The sequence below is a fragment of the Streptomyces sp. NBC_01520 genome (assembly GCF_045040375.1).
Lineage (GTDB): Bacteria > Actinomycetota > Actinomycetes > Streptomycetales > Streptomycetaceae > Streptomyces.
This window is the reverse complement of record NZ_CP109404.1, coordinates 603,132-629,020: the sequence shown is the minus strand read 5'-3', so window position 1 is coordinate 629,020 and position 25,889 is coordinate 603,132. Positions and strand designations below refer to the sequence as shown.

Here is a 25,889-nt window from a genome sequence, read left to right as displayed (position 1 = left end):
CGGCGTTCAAGGTTACGATTCAGAGGTATGGCAAAGAGCACGCACACCGTGTCCGGAGACTTCGAACTGACGATGGGCGAGCTGCGCGTCGTGGCGCGTTACGTGGTCCGGCACGCAGAGGACGTCCTGTCGGTCTTTGAGCAGGCTGTTCCCGATGATCCGCGCCCCCGTGCGGCGATCGATGCGGCCTGGGTGTTCATCGGCGGTGCCAACAGGACGAGATTGCAACGCGTCACGTCCTTCGACGCTCATCGGGCCGCCCGGTCGGCGCCCTCCGAAGCCGCGCGACTGGCTGCGCGATCCGCCGGTGACGCCGCGGCGGCCGCATATTTGCACCCCATCGCCCAGGCCGGTCAGGTCGGCCACGTGCTGCGGGCCTGCGCGAGTGCTGCGTGCATCGGGGAGATGGCGGCGGGCGGCGATCCCGCAATCGGGGATGCCCTGCTGGAACGGTCGCGGCAGCGTGCGTCACCGGTGCTCATCGATGTGCTCTGCCGCTACCCGCCCGCGACAGGCGGCAGCAGTCGTGCCGCCCGGCTGATGCGCACTCTGGATCATTCCCTGCGCCAGGCGGCTGACCGGCCGCCGGGGCACACCTCAGCGAGCGGCACCGATGCGGTGGCTGGGAGTGAGTGCACGTCATGATCCTCCCGAAGGTCCGCGACCCTCGCTTCGTGACGATCCGCCGCGGTGGGACTCTCACTGATGCGGATCACCGTCTCCTCGCTCTATGGGCTGCCGCCTGCGCAGAGCACGTCCTTGGCCTCTTCGGATCGGCCCGGCCTCGGGACCCGCGACCGAGTCAGGCGATCGAGCATGCCCGGGCCTGGGTGCGTGGTGAAGTCAAGATGATGCAGGCTCGCGCGGCGGGCGGCCATGCGATGGGGGCAGCCAGAGACCTGCGTGGGGCAGCACGGCATGCCGCGTACGCCGCCGGGCAGGCCGGGGCCGTCGCCCATGTCGCCGCCCATGAGCTCGGCGCGGCCGCCTATGCGATCAAGGCCGCACGTGCGGCGGCACCGGAGGGCGAGAGCGAGAGTGCGGGACGACTCGAGTGCCAGTGGCAGCGCGATCAGCTCCCGGGGGCGATCCGCGAGCTGGTACTTGATGACCAGCGGCTGCGCAACGACATCTGTTGGTCGGTGTTCGACTGCTGAAGCCGAACGTGCACGGCCCCTCGTGGTCGGCCCAGCGGGATCACCGTCCAGTTGTGTGGGAACGCGGGGGACGCGGAGCCGTTCGAGGTCGGGGATGTGGTTGCAGAGGGTGATCATCCGCACCGGATGGCCGTATACACCGTGGTGCCGGGCAGCGAGAGCTACGACAGACTGCCGCCTTCTCGCGGTCGTCGGCTCGCAGGCGCTGCGCTGACCTGTTGGGGACGGTCGCGCCGAAACGGAGGGGAGGCGTGTAGTGGCCGACGCGGTTGAGGCGGCTCGCGTCCGCGGGAATCTACCGCAGCCCATCCGTCGACCTGGTGCTCGCCGCGCGAACGGGAGGGGAGCAGCGGGTGATGAGGCCGATGGCACCGACGGTTCCGTGCTCTCCGCGTGAGCGGAGGTGAGCCGATGTCCCGGGCTTCGCCTCGGACGCCGTCCGGTGCTCCCATCGGGTCGACCTCCATGGCCCGTTCCGGGGGAGTGCCCGGCGGCTGGCGCCGTAGGTTCCGCGGCATGACGGCTGTGCTGACGTGGAGGGGTGCGGCAGCGGCTTGAGCAGGAGGAACGTGCGGAGCTGTTGCGAAAGGGAGCTGGCCGGTACGGAGGCCCGGCCGGCTTGCCTCGGACTACGACAGCGGGGTCGCGCGGCTGTCCGGCATGGCTGGAGGGTTGGGGAGATGGGGGACCTTCGGTGCTTCGAACAGCTATGTCGCGAGCCGTTGAACCGCCTGCTGTGATGTGCGACGGCGCTCCCTCCGCAGCCAAGGATCTCCGCCCCTGAGCACGGAGGCACACGCAGGTTGAGGCCAGCCGGGCGCGCCCCGAAGTCGCCTCGCGTCCCTGCTGCCGAAGCGTCCTTGGTTTCAGCAGAATTTCATCGGTTTCGCAGTGCCCCGGGAGAGGCTCAGTGATGCTGCGCCAGGCCGCGGTCAGTGAGCGCTTCCCACCTCGCGGGGAGCTGTTTCTGCCGTACTCCCCAGTGCCAGGCATGAGTTGGAAGGCAAGGCGTCCATGACCACGACAGGAAACCCGGAGAGAAAAGTTGGCCAGTGGGGCTGCGTGTCCGTCATCGTGCTCGTGTTGTTGACGGCCGGGATCTGGGTCGGGCTGGTGGGCAAGGACATGATCGTCGACGAGCCGCCGGCGCTCTGCGGTGGCCAGATCATGGAGGAGGGCCAGACGTGTGAGAGCTACTCCCGGTCCTCCGGCAGGACAACCGACACGTTCGGTGCCGAGGAGGCCGCAAACCGGCAGGACACAGCAAAGGACCTCTTCGGGTGGGTCGTCGTCGTCATCGGAGGCACCCTGGCCCTGGCCGGAGGGGGACTCGCGGTGATGGCGGTCAAGTACCGGAAGGACGACTGACCGAGGGGTGAGCGCCCTTCGCCTGCCCGGTATGCGCTACCTGGACCGGAAGGTCGAGGCGGGGCCGGTCAGCACGTCGAAGCCGTACTGGCCATCCGAGACGAGAACAAGTCCCTGGTCGAGGCCCTGATCATCACACGCGTACCTGTGAGATTCGCGTAGCCATGGTGGAGCCTCTGGCCCCTTCGGACCCCCGGCGCATCGGCCTGTACCGGCTCGGTCGCTTCGTGCCCCGCCTGCGGTGGTACGCGGTCGCCGCGAAGAGCCCGCCTGCGGTGTTACGCGTTCGCCGCAAAGGGCATGCAACTGCTCGTGGCGTGGGCGAGCAGGCGGTCCTCCGCGTCGACCAGCTGAGCCTGGGCGAGAGCGATCCGACGACCGGCATTGAGCACCGTACCGATGGCGCGCACCCGGCCCGTGTCCATGGTGATCGGCCGCAGGAACTTCACGGTCAGGTCGAGAGAGGTGTAAGGGGGCGGTTGTCGCATTTCACATGCTCAGCAGCCCGCTGGCCAGGAATCCGGCTGACGGGCTGCGCGCGGTGTACGGGTCCTGACTCAGTCGAAGACGTAGGTCGCGCCGAGAATCGCCGCGTGCTCCAGCACGTCTTCCAGCGGGTCGTCGATGTGCCCGGTCTGAATAAAGCTCACGCGGGGGGCGTTGTGCGAATTGGAGTGCGTCTCGTCCGCGTTCGCCGAGCCAGTCGGCGCCCCCACCGCCATGAGAACTGCACCTGACCCGATGAACCAACGGGTCAGATTCCGTGCCTGCAGCAGCATCGTGACAAAAGAGCGTCGAGCTGCGACCCCACCTCGCCCCTCAGTCGCCCTGAGACCTCCTGGCGCCGATCTCGTGAGCGGTTGTTGTCGCGGTTCTAGGCGATCGACCGGCCCTCGGTCGCTGAGAAGCACCGGAAGGGCCGCAAACGAACCCCGTACAGGTACTGGAATCGCGGTCTGAACGACAAATGGTTGCGACACTCACAGAGGAGTCATCCTGTCCGAGGCCGTCGACGCATCGCAGGTCGCGGCCGGGCTGCAAGCTGGCGGGCGGGTTCCGGCGGGGGCGTACGACGACGGCCCGGTGACGGGCGGGGCCCGGCTCAATGCCGACTGTTCCTTCCGCTTACCGAGGTTTTCGACTACGAGTAGGCGCTGTGGAGTGCAGAGCGCATGAGGCGTACGCGAATGACCAGGGCCCGGAATCGCTGATCGCGGACTCGGTCGCGTTCAACCGGTTCAAGAGCGGCAAGGACCGGCGAGTGGATGCCCTCGGATGGCTACCACTGCACGCATACCGCGAATTGAGTGAGGACGAAGCTGCGCTGGGACCTGGCCGTCCACGACGACGTCCGCCAGGCCCTGCTGGGCGTACGTGGGTGTTGCGCACGCAACACGGGACATCGTCTGGACTGCGTGACGACGGACGTAGCCTGGCTCATTGTGGACACTGACAACGCGCCCTTCGGGCGCTCTCATGTCATCGCGGCCCTGGTTTACGACGGGATGGCTCCATTCGAGCTCGGGATCGTCGTGGAGATCTTCGGGCTGCGACGCGCCGAGCTGGATCTCCCCTGGTACGAGCTGCGGGTTTGTGCCGCTCGCCGGGGTCCTTTCCGGATCGCGGGCGGCATGACGGTGGAGGCCGATCACGGCCTGGAGGTGCTAGATCTCGCCGACACCGTGATCGTGCCCGGCGCTGACGTTCTGGGAACGACGCCGGAAAAGGTAAGGGACGCTCTGCGACGCGCCCACCAGCGAGGTGCGCGCATCGTATCCATCTGCTCGGGCGCGTTCACCCTCGCCGACGCGGGGCTTCTGGACGGGCTGGATGCCACGACGCACTGGAAGTTCGCACCACTTCTCGCCTCACGCTATCCCGCGGTCCGGGTGGACCCGAGCGTGCTGTATGTGGATTCCGGCCAAGTCCTTACCAGCGCCGGTTCGACGGCGGGTATCGACCTGTGCCTGCACATTGTGCGGACCGACTTCGGCGCGGTCGCGGCGAACACGGTCGCGCGGCACATGGTGGCTCCGCCGCACCGCGAGGGCGGGCAGGCCCAGTACATCGACGCCGCGGTGCCGGCGCCCAGGCAGGACGATGCGGTGGGCCGGGCGATGGGCTGGGCCCTTGAGCACCTGACGGATACTGTCACCCTGGACGATCTGGCCGGGCAGGCGAACATGAGCCAGCGCAGCTTCGTGCGGCACTTCCAGAAGCGCGCCGGCACCAGCCCGATCAGATGGCTCGTCGATCAGCGGATCCGCGCCGGCCTGCCGTTGCTGGAAGGTACGGACATCCCTGTGGAGAGGGTGGGGGCCGCGGTGGGATTCGACAGCCCCGCCACCTTCCGGCATCACTTCCATCGGGTTATGGGTACCTCTCCGACCGCGTACCGCAGGGCCTTCGCGCACGGGAAGCAGTCGGCTCCGGCTGCTCTCCATGTGGCGGGAATTGCACGGTAACCAGCAATTTCGCCACTGTCGGAGGCAGGGCCAGGCATCGGAGGATCACGGAAGGCGCCGTTTCGGCGTCCCGTTGCACTTTCGAAGGATCCACCCATGTCCCTGGTCAAACGTGCTCTTCCCCCGTCCGGCGACACCGAAGCCGTAGCTGCCCGCTTCGCAGCGCAGCTGGCGGTTCACGCCGACGTCCATGACGTCGCCGCCGATCTGGAGGCCGGTGTCGACGGCCTCGTCATCATCGACACCAGGCCGTACGAGAACTGGCGGCAAGGGCATCTGCCCGGCGCCGTCCCGATGCGGGCCACGTCCGTGGCGACGGACGCGGCAGGCCGCGTGCCCGTCTCCGCCGTGGTCGTCACCTACGGGTGGGGGCCCGCCTGTGACTCCGGTACCCGTGCCGCCGAACAGTTCGCCCTGCTCGGATATCCGGTCAAGGAGATGCTGGGCGGCTACGAGTACTGGGTGCGCCGCGGTCTGCCCGTGCAGACGCGCACGGGCATGGTCAGGAGCCGGCCGGACCCGTTGACCGGCTCCGTGTCCGCTCCTTCGGCCGAGGGAGAGGCTGGATGAGCCGGGATCATAGGGACGATGATGCGCTGCAGACCCGCGCCGTCCACCCACCGGAACACCGGTCCGGCTTGCTGGGCCGGCCCACGGCCACTCCCGTGCACCGCACCGCCACCTTCACGTTCGACTCCTCGGACACGTTTGCCGCGGTCATGGAGGACCACACCCGGGGCTACGCGTACAGCCGGATCGACAACCCCACCAGCGACGGGTTCGCCCGGGCCGTTGCCGCACTGGAGGGAGGTCAGGCGGCCCAGCCCTTCGCCTCGGGCATGGCCGCCATCACGACCACGCTGCTCGCCTTTCTCTCCTCCGGAGACCACATCGTGGCGCAGCGGCAGCTGTACGGCGGCACGCACCACGTCCTGACGCGCGTGCTGCCCCGCTGGGGGATCCGCGTGTCGTTCGTCGACTCACCGCAGGAAGCAGTGTCGGCGATGACGGCGACCACCCGGCTGGTGTGGTGCGAAACGATCTCCAACCCGACGTTGCGGGTGGCGGACATTCCCGCCTTTGCCGCGGTGGCACACGACGGGGGAGCGCTGCTGGTGGTCGACTCGACGTTCGCCACGCCGGTGGTGTGCCGCCCGCTGTCCCTGGGCGCGGATCTGGTCGTGCACTCCGCCACCAAGTACATCGGCGGACACAGCGATGCCACGGGAGGGGTCGTCGTCGGTGACGGCCGGCATCTGGAAGACGTGCGCGCCCTGCGCACGGATCTGGGTGGTTCGCTGGCACCCGATGAGGCGTTCCTCCTGCTACGGGGGCTGCAGACCCTTCCGCTGCGGGTAGAGCGGCAGAACCGGACCGCCGCTCGACTCGCGGAAGGACTCGTGGCACACCGCGCGATCGAGTCGGTCGACTATCCGGGCCTGCCCGGGCATCCGGACCATGCTCGTGCGGCTGCCGTTCTGGCGCCTGGCCTGTTCGGTGGCGTCGTCACCCTCACTCCTCGTGGCGGGAAGGACGCGGCTCTGCGGCTCTGCGACAGTCTGCGGCTGTGCCACATCGTCACCTCGCTGGGCGGGACGGCCACCGGTGTGTCCCACGTCGCCTCGACCAGCCACCGCCAGCTCGACGATGCCGCACTGGCCGCGGCGGGCATCTCCCCAGGGGCTGTTCGTGTCGCCGTGGGGCTGGAGGGCCCGGACGACCTGCTGGCCGACTTCACCACCGCGCTGGACAGAATGTGACCGGGCAGAGGCCCGGCGAGCAGGCGCCTCATCGGGTCGCCCTGGTCGTCCTGCCCAATCTGGTTCCCCTCGGCCTGGCCGTGCCGATGGGAGTGTTCGGCCCGAAGCCGGATCTCGACCGGCCGTTGCCCAACTTGGACCTGGCCCCCTACGAGACCCAGCTCGTCGGGGCGGCCGGTACGGCGGGCGCACTCGGCAACTGGATGGCGATGAGGGACGTCCGGCCGCCGGAGTCGTTGACCGAGGCGGACACGGTGATCGTGCCGGGCATGGGTGACCCGACGGCACCGATCGATCCGGAACTGCTGGCTCAGATCGGCGCTGCGGGCCGGCGGGGCGCCCGCATGGTGAGCATCTGTACGGGCGCGTTCGCCCTGGCCCAGGCAGGGGTCCTGACCGGGCGGCGGGCAACCACACACTGGATGTTCTCGCGTCTGCTGCAGGAGCGGCACCCCGATGTCCGGGTCGTCGACCACCACCTCTTCATCGACGACGGCCAGGTGCTGACCTCGGGCGGAGTGATGTCCGGCATGGACCTCTGCATGCACATCCTCCGTCGCGACCTGGGCACCGAACGGGCCGACCGGACGGCCCGCATCCTGGCGTTCCCGCCCCACCGTGACGACGGCCGGTCCCAGTTCGCGTCGCGCGCGGGGACCTCGGACTCCAAGGGTCTCGGCGACACACTGGCTTGGATGCGCGAGAACCTCGACCGCTCGCTCACGCTGGGCGACGTGGCCGCGCACGCCCACATGAGTGTGCGTTCCCTGAGCCGGAAGTTCCGTGAGGTCACCGGCCGCACCGTCGTGACGTGGCTGAGCGAGCAGCGCATCGAGCGGGCCAAGCAGATGCTGGAGACCGGCGACCTGGCGGTGGGGCGGATCGCCGAACGCGTCGGCTTCGGTACCCACGAGGCTTTCCGACTGTAGTTCGCGCGCCAGGTGGGAGCTACCCCCACCGCCTACCGCGCCACGTTCCGTACCGGCTCCTAGGCGGTGTCGTCAAAGTGATCTTGAGTGATGGATCATGGTCGGGTGATACGCCGTCATGAACTTTCCGACGCTGATTGGCAGCTGTTGGAACCTCTGCTGCCAAAATCGGCATAGGGCCGGGCCGTCCGCGGCTGGACGGCCGAACGGTGCTGAACGGGAGCGTGGGGAAGTACCGGACCGGGGTTGCCTGGCGGGACGTGCCCCTGGCCGCGCTTTTCCTGTCGGCCTGACTCTCGATAGCGTCACCCGTGGGGCCAGGAGGACGCGCGTGACCGTGTCCAAAGCGTCGCGGATGAGGTGTTCCCAGCCGCTCGCCGGAAAGTCGATAGAATCGACGGATGGATACCTCAATCCATCCCTGAAGAGTCAATGCAGGTCCTTCGAGACATGGAAGCTCTTCCAACCTGACGAGTGGTTGGGCCGGCAGTCCCGGCGGCGGGCATGAAGAAAGGCCTGCTTGACCCAGTCCCGCACCGCGGTCTCGGTCAGTTCGAAGTCCTTGGCGACCTGCCCGACCGAGCGGTCGCCTCGTCTGCACAGCCCGACGATCTCGGCCTTGGACTCCGGCGTGAACGAACGGCGAGGGCGGCGAGGCTTCTTCTTCCCCATGCTCTCCATGATGGACATCCTCCCGGGGCTGGACCCCTGATCTCGAATGTCCGTCAAAGCGGATCAAGCCCAGTCGGGAGGCGCCGGGGGTCACGGCCAGAGCAGCTGCTTGTCCCAGCCGTCGTCGGAACGGAGGTAGGTGAGCCGGGTGTGCTTGCGCTGCTTGTCGCCCTGCCAGAACTCGACGCTGTGAGGAGCCAGGGTGTACAGGGTCCACTCCGGCACCACCAGGTCCGGTTCGCGTTCCAGCCGGGAGAGCGACTCCTCGGTCGCCGCCGAGACGCTCTTCGGGTCGTCCAGCGGCCTGCTCTGCATACCGGCCAGCGCCTCCGCGCGGGACCCCAGTGAGCGGGCGAGGAAGTCCTGGGCGCTGAGCTCCGGGCTCTCGGGCGCCACCGCGCCGCGAACCCGCACCTGGCGGGCCTGCAGCGGCCAGTAGAACGTGAGAGCGGCCGCCGGAGTGGCCGCCAGATCCTGGCCCTTGGGGCTGGCCGCGTGGGAGGCGAAGCTCCAGCCCGCCGGGCCGACGTCCTTCAGCAGTAGCACCCGGGCCGACGGGGTGCCGTCCTGCCCCGCCGTCGACAGCGTCATGGCGTGCGGTTCGCGCACGCCTGCCGCGATGGCCTCCGTCAGCCACTCGGTGAACAGGTCCTGCGGTGTGTCCGGGGTGTCCTGCGGACCGAACCGGGGCAGGACGCCGGCGAACACGTCAAGACTCCGGAGCACCTCACGCACGGTGGGTGACTTCTGCTCAGTGGCCATGTGTCTCGCTTCTCCACTCGGGGTTCGCAGGATCTTCAAGGACGGGGTGAACGGTACCGGGCGGCTCCGGGAGGGCCCGGCGGAGCATGCCGTGCGTCCGGCCGGATCCGCCCCGGCGGCGAGGGGCACGTCGCGACCGGCAGCGGGTCGTGCGCAGGGGCGCGGGCCCCCGGCGGGCCGGCCACAGCGGGGTTCGCGCAGGTCCGCGGGGCGCAGACCTCCGGAAACGTACTTCATCCGCACAGCGAAGACCAACTACGGCCGCCAGCAGGCCAGATGAAGCGTACGACGGGATGGCCGGATTGCGGCAGAACCATGATCGGAAAGGGGTAATGTCGTCCCATGCAGGCGAGATTCACTCCAGGGCAGGTCGTCGCGAGACGAGAGATGCTGGACGGCCGGGAATGGCTGCTCTACCCGGTGCGGGTGGTCGCCGACGAGGGTGATCTGGTGGCCGTCTACCTCTCCGAGCGCACCCCGCTCACCTTCGGCGCCGGTGAGTTCAGCTGGGGGCCGCACCCCTGGAGCCTGCACGACCCGGTCTGGCAGTCCGACGGTGTCCTCCAGATCCAGCGCGCCTCCGACACCTACGCGGTCTGGCAACGCCGTAGTGGCGACGCCTTCGAGGGGTGGTACGTGAACTTCCAGCAGCCCCTGCGGCGTGGCGTACACGGTTTCGACACCCTCGATCTCGAACTCGACCTTTGGATCCCGGGCGACGGTTCCCCCTCCCTATGGAAGGACGTCGAGGAGTTCCACGCCCTGGAGCGCAGCGGCGCCCTCTCCGCGGAGCAGGCAGCCCAGGTGCGCCGCGCGGCGGCCGATGTGACGGATCTGGTCAGCCGCGGAACCCCCTGGTGGGAGCGGTGGCGTGACTGGCGCCCCCCGGAGGACTGGGAGGTGCCCGGCCCGATCGGGCCGGGCACCCTCCGGTGAACGGTGGCCCTCGCTCACCGGCCCTCCGGCGCGGTGACGTCCGGCCAGAACCCCTTCAGCCACAGCAGGATGTCCTGCGTCACGTGATGGTTCTGATGCGGCCGTAGTGCCCCCAGCTGGAAGAACATGACTCCCTCGCTCGGCGGACCGAGCAGGGTGAGCCGGGTGTCGGTGCGGCCGTCCGCCTGCACCGGATGGAAGGCTTCGGCACCGAACCACGCACCAAGAACGGGCCCGCGCTGGCCGGCCGCGGCGCCGAGGCCGTGAAAGACGCGATCACCGCCACCATCACGACCTTGCCCGAGCAACTGCGCAGGTCTCTGACGTGGGACCGGGGCACGGAACTGGCCCAGCACGCCCAGCTCCGCGTCGATGCCGGACTCCAGGTCTACTTCGCCGACCCCCACAGTCCCTGGCAGCGCGGCACCAACGAGAACACGAACGGTCTGCTGCGGCAGTACTTTCCGAAGGGCAGGGACCTGTCGCGCTGGGGCATCGACGAGCTCCAGGCCGTCGCCTTCACCCTCAACAACCGCCCCCGCAAAACCCTCGCCTGGAAGACCCCCGCCGAAGCCCTCAACGAGCACCTACTATCCCTCCAGGAAGCTGGTGTTGCGACGACCGGTTGAGTCCAAGCAGTACACCAGTCTCCGTCTCGCCACCCACCTGGCCGCCGAGCAGATCGCCGCGTCCATCGGCACTGTCGGGGAACGCCCTCGACAACGCCCTGATGGAATCGACCATCGGGCTCTACAAAACGGAACTCATCAAGCCGCAACGGCCCTGGAAGGCGCTCAGCGACGTCGAGTTGGCCACCACCGCTGAGTACATCGACTGGTACAACCACCGTCGGCTTCACGGTGAGATTGGACACGTCCCACCCGCCGAATACGAAGCCACCCACTACCAGAACACGCAAGAACCCCAGGTCACAGCCACAATCTAGAGTCTCTATCGAATCCGGAACGGTTCACCTTGTCCTTGCGAACCCCGGAATTCTTTGCCGAACTCCGACTCCCTTTCCCCAGCGGGACGACCGTAGGCAACACCTACTACGCCACCCCATCGCAGGCTCACCGCTACGTCTGCAGATCAGCTTCACAGACACGATGTACAGGAATACGTACGGCGATCTGCGCCTGGCAGTGATGCACACGGACCGAGGCAGGATCGATGCCGTAGCACTCAGCTTCGCCGACCACGACACCTTCCGTCGCCGTGAAGGCCAGCTGCATCAAAGCAACATGCCGGACACCTTCAACATCACGTACGCCAGACCGGGCCAGCCCTCATGGGAGGGGGCCGACACCACGGGCCTGCGCGAGGCCATCGAGAAGTACGCCAGCATCTGGTTCCCCGATGCCTGGGCCACGCCGGCGCGCACCCGCACGGCAAGCCGCACCGCCCTCAAGGCGGCTGCTCCGCACGCCATTCGCGGCGGTGCCCGCACCCGCTGGCTTTGTTCACCGGTTTCGGTTCTGGCTCAGGTTTTGTGGTGCCGACACGGTGAGTGCCAGCTGGGAATGAGTGGGGCGGTGTGCACCGGGGCTGAGGGGGTCGGGCCGTGGTGTTACAGGGCGATCAGCCCTGCTGCTGTCTCCCGGAAGCCACAGGCGTCGAAATAGAACGAGCGCAGATGTTCCTCGAAGTCGACGTGGAGCCACTCGCACTTCGCGGCGCGGGCTTCTTTGGCTGCGACTGCAACAAGCGCGGCGCCAACCCCTCTCGACCGAAGATGCCGGGCGATCACCGTGTCCAGAATGAAGGCGTGTGCTCCGCCGTCCCAGACAACGTTGACGAATCCGATCAGATTGCCGTTTTCCCTCGCGCAGACCCAGCCAAGGCTGTGGCGCTCAAGCCGTGCTTGCCAGTCGGTCTGAGCGACCGGGGAGCCGAAACCGTCGGCGTGCAATCTGTTGAGGGATGCGTTGTCGAAGTCGCCTTGCCACTCATACTTGATCGCCACGTCCAGATCCTAGTGTCCAGAGGGTACTTGGTCCGCATCGACTACTGGGCGAGGAGAACCCGCTTCCGGAGGAGATGGAAGCCGGCACGGCCGAACATCTGGCGCTTGAGCATCTTGATCCGGTTGACATGGCCTTCGGCGACACCCGAGCTCCAGGGGAGGGTCAGGCCGGCGATGACGGCGTCACGGGCGCGGTCGATGCCCGCGGCGAGGGTGTGGAGGCTAGGGAGATCGTCTTGTCTCACGACGGTGAGCCAGTCCGGCAGGAGCTCGCCCTGGCGCTCGGTGAGCATGGTGGCGAAGGACCGGACGTGCCTGGTGAGTGCATCGATTTCGGGACAGTTGGCCCGGACGTGCTTTACGAGTTGGTGCGTGATAGCGGGTGAGGCGTCGCGCCAGGCAGGTGGCATGATCCGGGTGTGGTGATCATGGTCAATCGGACAGTGCTGGCGCATCAGCTGTTCACTGGGATCTCTCGCGAGCATCTCGCGTGTCTTGTCGAGGAGTTGGCTGCTCCGTGGGGGGCCGAACTCGAGAGTCGACGCCATGCTGCACGAGGAGGAGTCCGGAAGCGGGCCGCAGGTGCCGGCGCCCGCCATAAGCTGGTGTTCATCGACCGGCTGGTGGCTACGCTGATCCATCTGCGGCACGACCTGCCGCATTCGGTGCTGGGCCTGCTGTTCGGCGTCGACCGCTCCACCATCACCCGCGCGATCGCAGAGATACGCACACTCCTGGCCGAGCGGGGGTGCGCGGTCCCCGACCGTCCCGGTCTGCGTCTTCGGACGCTGACGGATGTGTTCGCCTATGCCCAGGCCGAAGGCGTCGAGCTGCGACTGGACGCCACCGAGATCCAGGTCCGCAGGCCGCCGGCCAACCGCGGCGGACGCCGTGCGTTCGTCTCGGGCAAGAAGAAGCAGAACACGATGAAAGCCACCGTGATAGCCGACTGGCAGGGCCGCACGCTATGGACCGACGCCCTGCGTCCCGGACGTATGCACGACGCCACAGCCGCCCGCAACGAGGGCATCGCCGCCTGTTTCCAGCACTTCCCCGACGTCGAGGTCCTCTTGGACGACGGCTACCTCGGCCTGAGCCGTGACCACCGCGGGCAAGCGATCACACCGCCCAGAAAACCCCGCCCTGGAGCATTGCCCGGCAGAGTCGAACAGTGGGAACGCGACCGCCACGGGCACTCCTCCGACCGCATCACCGTCGAACACGCCCTCGCCGATCACAAACGCTGGAAGCAACTGACGCGCTGGACCCATCGCCGCGACCGCCTGCCCGACACCTACCGCGCCATCGCCGGCCTCGTCTCCGACCGAACCGCTCAAACCTGAACAGCGGTCCTCCAACGGACCAGCACGCCTCACCCGCTATCACGCACCAACTCGTAAGCTTGACTCTGTCGGGGATCTTGGAGTTTCCCAGTGCGGCAGCATGATCAGTGGGCATGCTCGGGGCTGTTCCGAAGACCGATGCAGCTATCGAGGTGTGAGTTGTCGCTCCGTCCCGTTCCGGTGAGCAGATCCGGTCTCTGACAGTGCAGATCGCGCGGGCGAGCAACCCGGGCGGTATGACAGCGATGTGGGTGAGAGACCGGCTGGACGGGCTGTGGTGTGACGAGGACTTCGCGGGCTGGTACCCGCGCGACGGGCGTCCGGGCATCTCGCCCGCCCAGCTTGCCACCGTCTGTGTGCTGCAGTTCCTGCGTGATTTGTCGGACCGTCAGGCCGCCGAGGCGGTCCGCTGTCGCATCGATTTCAAGTACGCCATGGCCATGGAACTGGACGATCCCGGCTTCCACCACAGCGTGCTGGGCGACTTCCGCGAGCGTCTCGCCCAGGACGACCGCCCCGACCGCCTCCTCGATCTGGCGCTCGCTCGCCTGAAAGAGGCCGGACTTGTGCGCGAGCGCACCACGCAGCGCACCGACTCCACCCATGTCCTGGCCGCAGTGCGCGACCTGACCCGTCTGGAACTCGTCACCGAGGCCGTCCGCGCCGTGCTGGAAGAAGTGGCCCGCACCGCATCCCACCTGCTGACCGACCTCGTCGACGAGGACTGGGGGCGCCGCTACGGACGTCAGGTCCGCCTGGGCAAGAATCCCACCCGGCCCAAGACTAGAATCCTCGCCGCCGGCGACGACGCCTGCCGGCTGCTGGAGCACCTCCACCGGCACGGGCCGGGCTACCGGCCCGGCCCTCAGGCCGAGGCCCTGCGGCAGACCGTCGTGCAGAACTACTACCGCGACGCGGCGGGCCGCCTGCGCTGGCGCACCGCCGACAACGGCGGGCTGCCGCCATCCTCCTCGGCGGTCGTCTCCCCCTACGACGCCACGGCGCGCTATGTCCGTCATGGGCACATCATCCGCTGGAAGGGGTTCGCCGCGCATGTCACCGAGACGTGTGCCTCCGACAGCGTCAACGTGATCACGGACGTGGCCACCACCTCGGCCGCCACCAACGACGGCCAGGCCCTGCCCGGCATCCACACCCGCCTGGCGCGTCGCGGACTGCTGCCCGCCGAGCACCTGGTCGACGGCGGCTACGCCTCCCTGGTCCATGTGGAGCAAGCCGCCCGCGAACACCGGATCACCGTCAGCGGCCCGCTGCCGGGCAACCCCACCCGCCAGCACCGCAAGAACGAAGGCTTCGACCGGGACGACTTCCACATCGACTTCGACCGCCGACAGGTCACCTGCCCCCAGGGCCAGGTCAGCGCAGGCTGGCACGGCCCCTACCCGACGTCCTCGCCCACCGCAGCCCCGCTGATCGTGGCCCGGTTCACCAAAGGCCAATGCAGACCCTGCCCCGTCCGCACCCGCTGCACCACCACCGCCGGCAGTGCCCGGACCGTGGGTTTTCCCCCACGAGAACTCCGCGACCTGCAACTCCGTGTCCGAGCCGAGCAGCAGACACCCCACTGGAAGGCCCGCTACGCGGTCCGCTCCGGAGTCGAGGGCACCATCAACGAGTTCGCCCACGGACACGGCATGCGCCACTGCCGCTACCGAGGACAGCCCAAAGCCCACCTGCAACACGTACTCACGGCCATCGCCGTGAACATCGAACGACTCAGCAGCCGGTCGGCGACCGACGAACCCTCTTCATCGAGACCGCCGACCGCCTTCCAGGCCTTCCTGGACCAGAATGACATCCCCCGGTCGAAGTCCTGGCGAACCCTCGGCACCTGAGCCAGACCGTCCAAGATCCCCGACAGAGTCAAGCTAAGCGGAGGTGTTCAGTCTCGGAGAGGCTTTCCGGTCGGCGGAGGACCCACCCGGCGACGATCCGGGGCGAAGGCGGACGGGCCGTCACCGGCCCTGGTGAAGTGCGTTTCTGGCGGAGGTAGGCACGAACCCGTTGGTAGCTGCCCGTGTAGCCGAGCGGAACGATCTCCTCCCACAGCTTCCAGGCGTTCGTTCCGCCCTCGTTCCAGCGGTCGTCGAGATAGGGCTTGTACTCGTCGAGAACCGAGCGCCTTGTTTGCCACTGACCGGTGAAAAGATCTTCTGGCCTGGCAGCGTCCGCGTACCGTTTGACGGTTCGGCTGGTCATGCCGAGCTGCCGCTGGATCGCGCGACGGCTGTGCCCCGCCTCCACCAAGGCGTGGACCGTGGCGTGAACGGTCGGGGTTCGGTCGGCGAACCGGTGGCCGGTCGGCCAAGGCGAGTCGGAGGACTCCTGCACAGGCCCTGGCTCCGTCTCGGGCGTTTCAGGTGTCTCGGGCACCAGGACACGCAGGCATCGGCGGTGCTGGGCGATGCTCCGCTCGGCTGCCTCACTGAGGTTGTGCCAGAGGTGCCACCGGTCTGCGACCTGTACGGCCTGCGGGGCGCCGACGGCGGTGCCTTCGGCGAAGAACGGGGCGCGGTCCTGATGGCGCTCTTTGAATCTCCCCACGCGTCGCTCTTCAGGTGGCCAAACCTGCTCGGGTGATCTCCCCACACTTCTGATGCTTTCTGGCCTGTCCGGGTGGCTCGATGCGGCCCGGACAGCTGGGCGTCTGGCCGGCACCCGGTCAGACGCCTGCCGCAGGCGACGCGCTGACGACCACCGGACGCACATGAGCCAGCAGAAATTCCAGGAACCGCTCCGGCCGTCGGAACGCCGCGAAGTGGCTGCAGTCCTCGATCAACGCGAAGCCCTTGACGGGCGCCTGGACGTCGTCAAAAAAGCGGCGGGCGAGCTCCGGTGACGTAAGCACGTCCTTCTCGCCCTGAACGATGAAGAAGGGGAGTTCGAACTTGGTCCCGTCCGCCCAGTCGTCGGACCCGGCGGTGGCGTGAGTGATCTGTTCCGAGATGGTCATGCCCTTCACGAAGCGCCCCAGTTCACGCAGCGAGTGCAGCGGCGAGAACCACAGGGACCCCATGACGACCTTCTTCATCGTGTCCAGGGTCAGCGGGTCGCTGGTGGCCAGCAGCTTGGCGTGCATCGCGCGCTCGCGGGCCGTCCACCGCCGCTCGTCGGGATGGAGCGCCTCGACTACCGCCAGCTCCTTACGCTTTCCGGCCGCGCGCAGCCGGGTGAGCAGGGCTTGGTGTACGGAGTCGTCGCGGCCGGCGTCGTGGATGTTCTGGTCGGTGCCGACGTATGCGGAGTAGCGCTCGGGGAACTCGCGGGCGAGCCGCAGGCCGAAGGCACTTCCGTAGGAGAGGCCGAGCAGGACGATCTTGTCGGCGCCCAGGCGGGTGCGTATGTGGTCGGTGACTTCGATCGCGTCGCGGTAGATCCGGTCGAAGGTCATTTCGCCCTGTCCTTCCGGACCGCTGCGGCCGAGGGTCTTGAGGGCACCGCGCATGTCCCAGCGGACGATCGTGAAGTGCTTCTCCCAGGATCTGGTGCGGGGTCCGAAGATCGCGGTCGAGGCTCCGGGGCCGCCGTGCAGTTCCAGGACGACCGGGTTCGAGAGATCCTCGCCGCGTACTGAGATCCACTGTTCGATGCCGCCGATGCGGACGAATCCCTGCTCGTCGATGCCGTTCGGGGTGTCGATCTTCATCAGTGAAGCGTTGCGGGATCGCTTGAGGGCGCGGTGGCCAAGGACACCGGCCGCGGGTGCGGCGAGGAGGGCGGCTGCGGACGTGGCGGCGATGGTGGCGATCATGACGACTCCCTGGGTGTCCCGTTCGAGAAAACTGTATATGCCGTAAGCGGTTAGCTATACGTTATAAACAGTTAGGGTGGGGTGTCAACGGGGATCGGTAGAGGAGGCGCGGGTGGCCGCGAAGAAGGTCGGGAAGCAGGCTGACGTGAAGGCGAGCTTCGCGCTGCTCTGGGGCGAGCAGGAGCTGCCGAGCAGGGGACCGAAGCCCTCGCTCAGCGCGGGCCGGATCGCGGAGGCGGCTATCGGGATCGCCGACAGGGAGGGCTTGGACGCGGTCTCACTGGCGCGGGTGGCCAAGGAATTCGGCGTCACCGCGATGGCGCTCTACCGGTACGTTCCCGGCAAGACGGAACTCCTCGACCTGATGGTCGACCTCGCGATCGGCCCCCCGGCCCTGGTCGCCGACATCCCCGGCGGCTGGCGCCCGCAGCTGACCGAGTGGGCCCGACAGTGCCTGACGATGTACCGCCGCCACCCATGGGTCCTGACGGCGACCGGCATGCGCCGCCAGATCATGGGCCCACATCAACTCGGCTGGCTCGACTCGGCCTTGGCCGTACTGGCCGGTACGGGATTGCCGGCCACCCAGCGGCATGACACGTTCCTGCTGCTCGTAGGCCATATTCGCAATATCGCCCAGCAGTACGTCGACCACGACGCGGCGGCGAATGAAGAGTGGGTGCACCTGACGGCCGAGGTCTTGCAGCGGCACGAGGAGCGCTTCCCCGCCCTGACGGAGGCGATCGCGGCGGGCACCTTCACTCCGCAAGATGGGAACCCGCTGGACTTCGGCTTGGAGCGGATCCTCGATGGGGTGGCAGTCCTGATCCCCTCGTGAGCTGGTCTGGAACTGTCAGCACTTGAGCACTCACCGACCAAGCGATCGTGAGCTCTTCTCCCGTCTCCCCTATTCCCCCCAGTTGGTTCACTTCGAGAACCAACTGGGGACGAAGAGCAGCACTGGGGAGAATTCGAGATCGGCATCAGTCCCGGCAGACCACCTCGATTCCGGGCCGCTGGGCCAGCCACGCAGGGGTCGACGACTCCCGGTCAGGCAGCAGGTCGATGGGCCGGCGGGTCTCGACGTCCACAAGAACGGTCCCGTAGTGGCGGCCCCTGCGGGTGGCGTACTCGTCGACGCCGACCACCCGCGGAGCGGGAACCTCCGGCTCGGGAAGCGCGTCGACCAACCGCAGGACCGTGCTGCGGCTGACCGCCCCTCCCACGGTGGCAGCCAGGCGGGCACCGGCCCGGCCGGCCAGGGCAAGACCGATCGAGGCCAGGGTCGAGCGGAGCCGCTCGGTCCGCTGACCATTTCTCCGGGTCAGGCCGGGCATCTGCTCGACGAACGTGCGACGTCCGCACTCAACGTTCCCGCAGGTGAACCGGCGGACCCGCAACTGGAGAATCACGCTTCGTCCCGCGCTCGGAACACCATCGGGAAATCGCAGGCAGGAGCCGTGCACCTTGGCTGACCATGCCCCACAACCCGGACACGAGGCACCAGCTGCGGTGCACCGCACATCAACACGCACTCTCGCGATGTTCACGTCTACCGACAGCACCGCGACGTCCGCGATCGACGGGAACAACAGCTCCTCCAGCCGGAACAAGATCTCATTCACAGCCACGAACTATCGGCCCAGCCACGCATGCCACTGCTCGTTTTGAGGCAACTTACCTGGCCGCCCCAGGGAGTTCAGTCGTTACTCACAGTGCACGGACCACACAACCTGAGCCAGAACCCGTTCTCGCGGACAGAGCCACACCCGCTGACTTCTCGCCCGATGTCCCCGGCACCACATCCCCGCGGCCTGCCAACTGGAGCCTCCCCTCATGCCTCCCACCTCGTTCCCCGATCCTTTCAAGGATCTCGACCCGGACCGGACCGTAAAGGTCCTCCCGCGCCACCTCGCTGGCCCTGGCATGGCGGACCTTCACACGATCTGGCCCTTCCCCTTCGATGACGGCTGGCACCTTCACCCGGCGGACGAAGGGCTGGTGTTCGCCAGCAGCCCCTGCGCCCGGCTGTGGACCCGCTTCGCACCCGCCCCCGAGCGACAGGGCAAAGGGACGTGGACCATCGGCGCGAACCGTGTCCCCTTCGGCACAAGAGCCTGGGAGATCAGCTTCGATGCCACCACCCCCGCCGAAGTCCTGCACGACGTCCATGCCGAACTGCTCGATCTCTACCTCGAAGGCCGTAGCAGCGCTCCGGACCGTCGGAAGTTCACGGTGTTCACGCGAAGGCGACTTGATCAGACAGACGGTGGCAGACTGACGGCACATCGGGGCTCCGGTGATCGGGCGACTTGGAGGTCCCCTTGATCATCGGAGCTTCGTTACGTCAACACCGTTGCGTTTGAGTCTTGAGCCGCAGGTCAAGCCCTGGTGAATGACGCAACGGGACGTCCTGATAGATCAACTTGTGTCGAGCAAGAAGATCGTCGGGAGTCCCGTTGCAGGAGAAGTCTGTCATCACGCGCACGGTCGAGGCGGCCGGGGGTGTGTACGCGCCCGGCCACCTGGGCGAGTTGACCCAGATCGTGGACTTCGAACTGGTGGACGCGGTGATCGAGGAGACCGGGTCACGTGAGAAGCGGCTGCGGCTGCTGCCGTCCCGGGTCGTGGTCTATTTCGTCCTCGCGCTGGCCCTGTTCGAGGACTGCTCCTACCAGGGCGTGTGGGGCAAGTTGACGGCAGGGCTGGAGGGACTGCCGTTGGTGCGGCCTACGGTCTCCTCGCTGTCCAGGGCCCGACGGCGAATAGGAGCCGCACCACTGCGGCGGCTGTTCGAGATCCTCGCCGGGCCCGTCGCCCACCTCGGGCAGCCCGGTTCGTTCTATCGAGGGCTTCGGACCGTGGCCGTGGACGGCACCTTGCTGCACGTGCCCGACGAGAAGGCGCTCACCTGGCGCTATCCCAAGCGAGCGGGCGAAACCATGGAGTTCGGCTACCCGCTGCTGCGACTCGTAGTCCTGGTCGAGTGCGGCACCCGTGCCGTGCTGGCTGCTGCTTTCGGCCCCGAGAGCGACGGCGAACTCACCTACACGACACGCCTGTTGAAAGCACTGGACCGCTCGATGCTCCTGCTGGCCGACGCCGGCTTCGACGCCAACGAGTTCGCCCGGGACGTCCAGGCCACCGGAGCCCAGTTCCTGGTGCGCTCCTCCGCCCGCCGCATCCCCACCCCCTTCCGGCACCTGGGCGACGGCTCCTACCTCGCCCGGATCGGCTACGGAGTCCTGCCCGTCCTGCTGAGCGTCCGCGTCATCGAGGCGTCCGTCACCGCAACCCTGGCCGACGGCACCGTCCGCACCCAGCAGTGGCGCCTGCTCACCAGCCTCCTCGACCCGGCCGCCCACCCAGCCGCCGCTCTCGTGGATCTCTACCACGAGCGGTGGCAGTCGGAGACGACGTATTTCTCGATCAAGGCGACCATGCTGGACGGCCGTGTCCTGCGCTCCCGCAGTCTGACCGGCCTTGACCAAGAGGTCTACGCCCTGCTCACCACCTACCAGGCCCTGATCCGCGCCGCCGCCGACACCGCCTGCACCCGGCCCGGCCTGGACATGGACCGCATCAGCTTCACCGTCCTGCAAACCACCGCCGGCGACACCGTCACCACCGCGACCGGAATCCTGCCCCCGGCCGGACCCGCCGACCTCGTCGGCACCATCGGCAGGGCCGCCCTCGAGTCCCTGCACCCCGCCCGCCACCGACACCGCGTCAAGGCCCGCACCCGCAAGAACCCCACCAGCAAGTACGGACCGAACGCCGGACAACACCCCACGACCAGCCAGAACTACACCATCCACACCGTCATCACGTGCTTCGAGCACGGACTTGCGAACCGCTCACGGAAGTAAACGCAACGGTGTTGTTCGTTACGTGCGGAACTGGTGGAGTGAAGGTCCGCCACATGCCTGTGACCTGCCGATTCTCCAAGCAGTCAGGACTATGAATCAGCCCTGGCCAGGGCGCCGAGACCGGCCGCGCGGCTCATCGGCTGGCAGTCGACCCGCCGTCAACAGATCGCGGACGCGATGCCCGACCTCGTGGCCGCCTACGAAGAGCGGCAGGGCACCCGCCGGGGGAGCGGGCCGCCTACGCGCTGGACTGCCAGGCAGCCGACCGGACGCGCCCGCCCAAGCGCACGGTGGCACGGTCGCTGTCGGAGCATCTGGGCGTTCGGCGCCTGCACCGTCTACCGGCTCGCCGCGCGGGCGGCGGCCGCGGCGGTGTGGGCGCGGGTCCGGCCGGTGGTCGACATAGCGCTGGCGGCCGTCGATGTCGCAGCCGTGGTGTACGTGATGCGCGGCGCGTTCAAACGCCGGCACCTGCTCGCCGAAACCAGCCGCCACCTCGCCTACGTCCTGCGCGGCCGACCCCACCAGCCCGGCCTGGACGAACAGATCGTGCAGGCGGTTGTCGACGATTACACCCGCCCGGCCGGGCGCCGGATGATAACCGCCGACCTGCGCGCGCTGTACCCATGCGAGGCACCGCACGATGTTCCGCATCCCGTGCCCGATGCACGACATCGGATGCGGAACATCCGATGCCCGCCACCCGGTGGACTCCACCATGGCGGGCACCCCATGCCAATGCCCGGCACTCCGGCGCGGACCACGATGTCGCGCCGCACCGGCGCGCACCACCCGACGATGCCCGGCACCCTCGCGCGCACACGATGCCCGGCACTCAAGTGGAACTCGGCCGGCGGAGTTGGGCCGTGACTGCCCTGCGTCAGGCGGTGCAGCCGCTGGTCGGCAGAGCGCCGAAGCTGGGCGGCGTCAGGCCGTCGTAGATCGCCAGCAGATACTTCTGCGGGCAGTGCGCCACGCCGTCGCTCGTCCTGATCTCCACATGAAGGTGCGGAGCGCCGGAGTTGCCGGTGTCGCCGGTGGTGCCCAGTCGTGTGCCGTCCGATACCTGGGCGCCATCGGCGACCGAGCGTTCGCTGAGGTGGCAGTATACGAAGCGCGAACCATCCGGCTGGAGCAGTCGGATTCCGATGCCGCAGGACGTGCTGCTGTAGTGGTCGACGACGCCGCTCTTGATCGCGTACGTCGGGATGTAGTTCACGATGAGATCGACGGCCGGGGTGGAGTTCCAGTGCGAGGCCCCGTAGGCCGCCCGGCTGACGGCGCTCCGGGCCAGCGGCAGCGAGTAACCGGACGGGCTGCTGCCGCCACCGTTACCGCCGATGAGGCTCTGCCAGGTCTGTGGGGCGACCTGACCGTCGACGGCGAGGCCGTGGGAGCTCTGGTAGGAGCGCACGGCCTGGTCGGTAGCGGGTCCGAACTGCCCGTCCACTGATAGGCCCGCGCCGTACACGTTGAGCTGGGTCTGCGCCGCCCGCACTGCCTCGCCGCTCGCCCCCTGGCTTACGGAGGCGATCAGGTGCGGCCACGTCTGCGAGCCGATGACACCGTCGGCGGTCAGTCCGCGGGAGGACTGGAAGCTGATCACGGCGGAGTGGGTGGCCGGCCCGAACTGTCCGTCTGCCGCGATGCCGTACCCGTGGTGCCGCAGGAGGTACTGAGCCGTCTGGGTGTCAGCGCCACTGGCGCCCTGGCTGATCGACGGCCAGGCGGGCAGGGCCGCACTGGCCTGGGTCGCCGGTATCAGGACGATGAGTAACGCGGTCACCACGGTCAGCACGGTGACTCCGATGGAACCAATTCTCCCTGAGGGCATGGAAAAGCCGTTCGTCGATGGAGGATGATCGTGCCACAACAGGGTATGGACGGTCCTGGGTACGGTCTAGAGGGCGGCTGACCGGTCATGTGACTCTTCAGGGCAACACCCGTTGCCGTGAACAGAGATCTCGGTCGCAGATCCGCCGGACGTGCTCCAGGGCCGGCTGTCAGTTCTGCGGTGTAGATCGTCTGCCAGGGGTGGTTTTGCGGATTCCTGCCCGTCGTCGCAGGGGCCGCAGCACGGACGGCCACTGGAGGCGAGCCGTCCACGGTCCCGGTTGGTCCGCCAGCGCAATCGCGGCGGCCGAACCGAGCAGCGACCCGCGGGTGTGTCCCCCGCCCGCACGGCCGGCTCGTACTCTTCCGCCCGCGTGCCGCCCACGACCAGCGCGAGCATCCCAAACGACATCACACCAGCCCCCCGACCAGCCACTTCAAGATGCTGCGGCTTCAATCGGTGCCCGGAGTCCACCAGTCCCAGGGATCGCAGAGGTCTTCCACGCACACTTCACCGGCCACGCGTAAGTTGACGGCGGGTCAGGGCCGAAGTAGGCCGTAGCAGAGGAACGTGGCCTCGCCGCCCGGGAGTTTGTGATGACCCGTCGTCTGCCGTGTCCGCCCGCTCCGGGCCCGCTGGAAGCCTACGCCGCACGCTTCGATGACCTCTTCTCCACACTGGCAAGGCCCCTCTTCGGTTTCCTCTTGAACGATCAGCTTGGTCAGCAGCCGCAGCATGTAGACCGCAAAGGTATGCCGGGTGTCGTGGATCCGGACCTCGCGCGGCATGACGATGTCGACAGGCGGGCCCGCTGCGAGGACCGGATCCGAAACGCCCGCGACACCGGCCTGCGCAACCTACCTCTGCACGACACCGCGCAGAACCAGATCTGGTTGGAGATCATCTCCCTCGCACTCGACCTCCTCGCCTGGATGCCGATGCTCGCCCTGACCAGCAAAACCCGCCGCTGGGAACCCAAGAAGCTCCGCCTACGGCTGTTCTCCGCTGCTGCCCAACTGGTCACCGCTCCGCTTCACCGCCCGATGGCCCTGGACAGACGTCATCACCCACGCGATCCAACGACTCACAGCCCTGCCGAACCCCGGCTGACCAGCAACTCCGACCGCCCCGAGGAACCACAGCAGCATCCCGGAACCGTGGAACCCTGCGCCCACCCGACGCGACTGCCGGGCCGCCAACCTGCCTCAGCCCCAAAAATTCCGTACTCGCAAGCACAGAGCCCCGTCAGCGAACCGACGAGGACTCACGAAGGATCGAGGTCAGGTTGTCCGGCGGACCACGTGCGGAGCGGGCGACGGATCGCTGCGACAGCGCCGACAACTGGCTGCATTCGGCCCGGGTAGTTGCCGCGTGGGCACAGGGGACTGCTTGATCTCTCCTGGGACGGGCGCGGTGGATTCTGGATCCGCTGGCGGGAGTTGGTGCCTTGCGCTTTGGAATGTCGCCCTGAGGTATTGGCGGCGTTGGACGGAGCCATCGCGTACTGCTCGTACATCTTGGGCGGCGGGGTCGGTCTCGGGGATTACCAGACCGTAGGTGTGGTGGGGATCTACGAGGAGGATTCCGGTCTGGTCGGTGTGGCGACAAGAGTGTGGCGTGGCCGCAAGTGGTGCTGCGGGGCTGGAGTTGAGTGCGCGGGTGCCGTCCGAGGTGTGGGCGGACCTCCGGCAGTTGCCCGGGAGGAAGACGCGATCGTCGGCACGAACTGGAGTGGTGATCCGGAGGCACCGACCTGGGGGTGTCGATGGGTACGGCGCGGAGCGGTGATTCGGTCAGTCGAACCGGGCCGCAGTCCATGGACCGCGCCCCTGGACGCGCTCCGCCTGGCACCCGGCGACGACACCGCCACGGTCACCGGCCCCGCAGCTGCGCGATCTGCTGCAGGCATCCTCCCGGTTCGGGGAACCGGCCATGTTCCCCTCATAGTGGGCAGACGTCACGCCCTCGAACGGGCTTTTCGGCCCGTTGATGGTCATGGGGCCGCCGTCCTTGCTGGACTGCTCCAGTTCGGCGATCGTGCGGGAGGCGGTGCCGGCCAGTACGTCGAGCCGGTCCCGCTCCGCGACCAGGGCACGCTGGTGCGGTGGGAGCTTGCAGCGGCGGTCACCCTCACTGGTGACGATGAGCATGGTGGCCCACTCGACCAGGGCGTGGGGCAGGTCGAGTGCGGCAGGATACGGAACCAACGTGGCTCCTGCGCCTGGAGGTTGAGACTTCGAACACATCCCCCAGCGGCACAGGAGCCTCGTGCGTCGCGGACGTCGAGCCCGTCACCCGATCAGGGGCCACGCTGAAAGAGCTCAGTAGGTCAGCGCGTCCTCGGCGGTACCGAAGAAGCTGGTGACCTGGCTGTCGTTGACCGTGACGGGGCCATCGTTGACCGGAACGGTCATCGGGCTTTCGGAAGCGGCGAGTGCCACTTCCACCTTGTCGGCGCTCTTGCCACCCGCGGTGTCGGCGCGCGAGAACATGATCCCGGCATACGCGCTCTCGCCGGGCTTCAGAATCCAGTCCTTGCCGTCGGGTCCCATGTGCCCGGCGGCGCCGTCGAGGCCAGGAATCGTGATCACCAGCTCGTTCGGCGACAGCAGACAGGGGTTGCTGCCTTTGTTGCTGGCGGTCAGCAAGGCGTGGTTGACAGGCCTGGACGCGACGGTGACGTTGTAGGTGAGGTCGGCTGTCTCGCACATGCCGACACCTCCGTCCTGATCGTCGTCGGCCCCGGGCTTCGGCGACGACGGCGGGGTGCTGGGGCTGTCGGAGGACTTCCCGCTGCCGCCGCCACCGTCACCTGGGTCGGCCGACGAGGGCATGTCGGTGCTCTTGTCCGTACCCGTAGCGGAAGGGCTCGCGTGCGTGGCCGGGGTGGCCACGTCGTTCTCGGCGTCACCGTTGCATGCGGTCAGGGCCAGGATGCCGATCGACAGAGCGGCGAGTGCGGCGGTGGTACGGCGTGAACGAGCTGTGTGAACCATGAGAAGTCCCCCGGGAGTCGGAATGTCCCGGTGATCGTGCCTCATGGGAGCGGTGCTGAC

27 protein-coding genes and 6 pseudogenes are annotated in these 25,889 nt (G+C 67.9%); 17 read left to right on the top strand and 16 right to left on the bottom strand.

From position 1 onward, the window contains the following. The first annotated feature begins 27 nt into the window (after positions 1-27). The 3 genes from OG524_RS02760 (at position 28) to OG524_RS02750 (ending at position 2,525) form a co-directional block, all read left to right on the top strand. Positions 28-645: a putative immunity protein gene (locus OG524_RS02760; protein WP_405808897.1), complete on the top strand. Its 618-nt coding sequence runs from the start codon at positions 28-30 to the stop codon at positions 643-645. Then, entirely contained in the window at positions 642-1,157 is a 516-nt protein-coding gene (locus OG524_RS02755; protein WP_405808896.1) for a putative immunity protein, read from the top strand. The genes OG524_RS02760 and OG524_RS02755 overlap by 4 nt, the downstream gene beginning before the upstream one ends. A 1,014-nt stretch (positions 1,158-2,171) precedes the next feature. After that, positions 2,172-2,525: a hypothetical protein gene (locus tag OG524_RS02750; RefSeq protein ID WP_405392569.1), complete on the top strand. Its 354-nt coding sequence runs from the start codon at positions 2,172-2,174 to the stop codon at positions 2,523-2,525. Positions 2,526-2,803: 278 nt separating this feature from the next. Here OG524_RS02750 and OG524_RS02745 read toward each other — a convergent pair. Continuing rightward, positions 2,804-2,995: pseudogene (locus tag OG524_RS02745) on the bottom strand (PaaI family thioesterase); the annotation flags it as partial. Between the two features lie 87 nt (positions 2,996-3,082). Continuing rightward, positions 3,083-3,304 carry a hypothetical protein gene (locus OG524_RS02740; RefSeq protein ID WP_405808880.1) on the bottom strand — a complete coding sequence of 74 codons (222 nt, stop codon included), beginning with the start codon at positions 3,302-3,304 and terminating at the stop codon, positions 3,083-3,085. Positions 3,305-3,967: 663 nt separating this feature from the next. Between OG524_RS02740 and OG524_RS02735 the strand changes: the two genes are divergently transcribed. The 4 genes from OG524_RS02735 (at position 3,968) to OG524_RS02720 (ending at position 7,679) form a co-directional block, all read left to right on the top strand. Continuing rightward, positions 3,968-4,990, top strand: coding sequence for a helix-turn-helix domain-containing protein (locus tag OG524_RS02735; protein WP_405808878.1), 1,023 nt, complete (start codon positions 3,968-3,970; stop codon positions 4,988-4,990). Positions 4,991-5,086: 96 nt separating this feature from the next. After that, the gene (locus tag OG524_RS02730; RefSeq protein WP_405808877.1) at positions 5,087-5,560 is read left to right on the top strand and encodes a rhodanese-like domain-containing protein; all 474 of its coding nucleotides are present in this window, start codon (positions 5,087-5,089) and stop codon (positions 5,558-5,560) included. After that, on the top strand, positions 5,557-6,750 hold the full coding sequence (locus OG524_RS02725) for a trans-sulfuration enzyme family protein (RefSeq protein WP_405808876.1): 1,194 nt from the start codon (positions 5,557-5,559) through the stop codon (positions 6,748-6,750). Before OG524_RS02730 ends, OG524_RS02725 begins: the two co-directional genes overlap by 4 nt. Continuing rightward, the gene (locus OG524_RS02720; protein WP_405808874.1) at positions 6,747-7,679 is read left to right on the top strand and encodes a GlxA family transcriptional regulator; all 933 of its coding nucleotides are present in this window, start codon (positions 6,747-6,749) and stop codon (positions 7,677-7,679) included. The genes OG524_RS02725 and OG524_RS02720 overlap by 4 nt, the downstream gene beginning before the upstream one ends. Positions 7,680-8,108: 429 nt before the next feature. On the opposite strand, the gene OG524_RS02715 is transcribed toward OG524_RS02720, so the two are convergent. Beyond that, positions 8,109-8,360, bottom strand: coding sequence for a transposase (locus OG524_RS02715; protein WP_405808872.1), 252 nt, complete (start codon positions 8,358-8,360; stop codon positions 8,109-8,111). A gap of 81 nt (positions 8,361-8,441) precedes the next feature. Further along, complete coding sequence (locus OG524_RS02710) at positions 8,442-9,113, bottom strand: pyridoxal 5'-phosphate synthase (RefSeq protein WP_405392576.1); 672 nt, start codon at positions 9,111-9,113, stop codon at positions 8,442-8,444. A 342-nt stretch (positions 9,114-9,455) separates the two neighbouring features. Here OG524_RS02710 and OG524_RS02705 point away from each other — a divergent pair, with 342 nt between their 5' ends. Beyond that, the gene (locus tag OG524_RS02705) at positions 9,456-10,049 is read left to right on the top strand and encodes a DUF402 domain-containing protein (RefSeq protein ID WP_405808870.1); all 594 of its coding nucleotides are present in this window, start codon (positions 9,456-9,458) and stop codon (positions 10,047-10,049) included. A 14-nt stretch (positions 10,050-10,063) separates the two neighbouring features. Here the strand turns inward: OG524_RS02705 and OG524_RS02700 are convergent, their stop codons facing one another. Then, a complete protein-coding gene (locus tag OG524_RS02700; RefSeq protein WP_405808869.1) occupies positions 10,064-10,240 on the bottom strand; it encodes a hypothetical protein in 177 nt (58 codons plus the stop codon). On the opposite strand from OG524_RS02700, the pseudogene OG524_RS02695 reads away from it, so the two are divergent. Next, positions 10,229-10,678 (top strand): annotated as a pseudogene (locus OG524_RS02695) (IS30 family transposase); the annotation flags it as partial. The gene OG524_RS02700 and the pseudogene OG524_RS02695 sit on opposite strands and share 12 nt — an antisense overlap. After that, complete coding sequence (locus tag OG524_RS02690) at positions 10,675-10,995, top strand: integrase core domain-containing protein (RefSeq protein ID WP_405808867.1); 321 nt, start codon at positions 10,675-10,677, stop codon at positions 10,993-10,995. The pseudogene OG524_RS02695 and the gene OG524_RS02690, both read left to right, overlap by 4 nt. A 133-nt stretch (positions 10,996-11,128) precedes the next feature. Here OG524_RS02690 and OG524_RS02685 read toward each other — a convergent pair whose 3' ends face one another. From OG524_RS02685 to OG524_RS02670, 4 genes and pseudogenes are all read right to left on the bottom strand, one after another. Then, positions 11,129-11,284: a hypothetical protein gene (locus OG524_RS02685; RefSeq protein ID WP_405808865.1), complete on the bottom strand. Its 156-nt coding sequence runs from the start codon at positions 11,282-11,284 to the stop codon at positions 11,129-11,131. Then, the gene (locus tag OG524_RS02680; protein ID WP_405808863.1) at positions 11,284-11,421 is read right to left on the bottom strand and encodes a hypothetical protein; all 138 of its coding nucleotides are present in this window, start codon (positions 11,419-11,421) and stop codon (positions 11,284-11,286) included. Before OG524_RS02680 ends, OG524_RS02685 begins: the two co-directional genes overlap by 1 nt. Positions 11,422-11,619: 198 nt before the next feature. Beyond that, positions 11,620-12,015, bottom strand: a complete 396-nt coding sequence (locus OG524_RS02675) for a GNAT family N-acetyltransferase (protein ID WP_405808862.1) — start codon at positions 12,013-12,015, stop codon at positions 11,620-11,622. Positions 12,016-12,056: 41 nt separating this feature from the next. After that, positions 12,057-12,368 (bottom strand): annotated as a pseudogene (locus OG524_RS02670) (transposase); the annotation flags it as partial. Between the two features lie 75 nt (positions 12,369-12,443). Here OG524_RS02670 and OG524_RS02665 point away from each other — a divergent pair. Together OG524_RS02665 and OG524_RS02660 are read left to right on the top strand one after the other, a co-directional pair. After that, positions 12,444-13,358 carry a transposase family protein gene (locus tag OG524_RS02665; protein WP_405393186.1) on the top strand — a complete coding sequence of 305 codons (915 nt, stop codon included), beginning with the start codon at positions 12,444-12,446 and terminating at the stop codon, positions 13,356-13,358. A 236-nt stretch (positions 13,359-13,594) separates the two neighbouring features. Continuing rightward, a complete protein-coding gene (locus OG524_RS02660; RefSeq protein WP_405808860.1) occupies positions 13,595-15,214 on the top strand; it encodes an IS1182 family transposase in 1,620 nt (539 codons plus the stop codon). Between the two features lie 28 nt (positions 15,215-15,242). Here OG524_RS02660 and OG524_RS02655 read toward each other — a convergent pair whose 3' ends face one another. Continuing rightward, positions 15,243-15,923: a hypothetical protein gene (locus OG524_RS02655; RefSeq protein WP_405808858.1), complete on the bottom strand. Its 681-nt coding sequence runs from the start codon at positions 15,921-15,923 to the stop codon at positions 15,243-15,245. Between the two features lie 118 nt (positions 15,924-16,041). Continuing rightward, on the bottom strand, positions 16,042-17,130 hold the full coding sequence (locus tag OG524_RS02650) for an alpha/beta fold hydrolase (RefSeq protein ID WP_405808856.1): 1,089 nt from the start codon (positions 17,128-17,130) through the stop codon (positions 16,042-16,044). 112 nt (positions 17,131-17,242) lie between these two features. Here OG524_RS02650 and OG524_RS02645 point away from each other — a divergent pair, with 112 nt between their 5' ends. Then, a complete protein-coding gene (locus OG524_RS02645; protein WP_405808854.1) occupies positions 17,243-17,968 on the top strand; it encodes a TetR/AcrR family transcriptional regulator in 726 nt (241 codons plus the stop codon). Positions 17,969-18,113: 145 nt separating this feature from the next. Here the strand turns inward: OG524_RS02645 and OG524_RS02640 are convergent, their stop codons facing one another. Next, positions 18,114-18,467, bottom strand: coding sequence for a hypothetical protein (locus tag OG524_RS02640; protein WP_405812545.1), 354 nt, complete (start codon positions 18,465-18,467; stop codon positions 18,114-18,116). A 51-nt stretch (positions 18,468-18,518) separates the two neighbouring features. Beyond that, positions 18,519-18,653, bottom strand: a pseudogene (locus OG524_RS02635) (hypothetical protein); the annotation flags it as partial. Positions 18,654-18,966: 313 nt separating this feature from the next. Here OG524_RS02635 and OG524_RS02630 point away from each other — a divergent pair. From OG524_RS02630 to OG524_RS02620, 3 genes are all read left to right on the top strand, one after another. Continuing rightward, complete coding sequence (locus OG524_RS02630; RefSeq protein ID WP_405808853.1) at positions 18,967-19,458, top strand: DUF317 domain-containing protein; 492 nt, start codon at positions 18,967-18,969, stop codon at positions 19,456-19,458. A 131-nt stretch (positions 19,459-19,589) separates the two neighbouring features. Beyond that, a complete protein-coding gene (locus OG524_RS02625; protein WP_405808851.1) occupies positions 19,590-20,999 on the top strand; it encodes an IS4 family transposase in 1,410 nt (469 codons plus the stop codon). Between the two features lie 177 nt (positions 21,000-21,176). Further along, positions 21,177-21,869: a hypothetical protein gene (locus OG524_RS02620; RefSeq protein ID WP_405808849.1), complete on the top strand. Its 693-nt coding sequence runs from the start codon at positions 21,177-21,179 to the stop codon at positions 21,867-21,869. A gap of 10 nt (positions 21,870-21,879) precedes the next feature. Here OG524_RS02620 and OG524_RS02615 read toward each other — a convergent pair whose 3' ends face one another. Continuing rightward, complete coding sequence (locus OG524_RS02615) at positions 21,880-22,833, bottom strand: peptidoglycan-binding protein (protein WP_405808847.1); 954 nt, start codon at positions 22,831-22,833, stop codon at positions 21,880-21,882. 800 nt (positions 22,834-23,633) lie between these two features. Between OG524_RS02615 and OG524_RS02610 the strand changes: the two are divergent. After that, positions 23,634-23,943 (top strand): annotated as a pseudogene (locus OG524_RS02610) (transposase); the annotation flags it as partial. 971 nt (positions 23,944-24,914) lie between these two features. On the opposite strand, the pseudogene OG524_RS02605 reads toward OG524_RS02610, so the two are convergent. Both OG524_RS02605 and OG524_RS02600 read right to left on the bottom strand, forming a co-directional pair. Next, positions 24,915-25,040, bottom strand: a pseudogene (locus tag OG524_RS02605) (IS5/IS1182 family transposase); the annotation flags it as partial. Positions 25,041-25,154: 114 nt separating this feature from the next. Beyond that, positions 25,155-25,829, bottom strand: a complete 675-nt coding sequence (locus OG524_RS02600) for a DUF4232 domain-containing protein (RefSeq protein ID WP_405808845.1) — start codon at positions 25,827-25,829, stop codon at positions 25,155-25,157. Positions 25,830-25,889 lie beyond the last annotated feature (60 nt).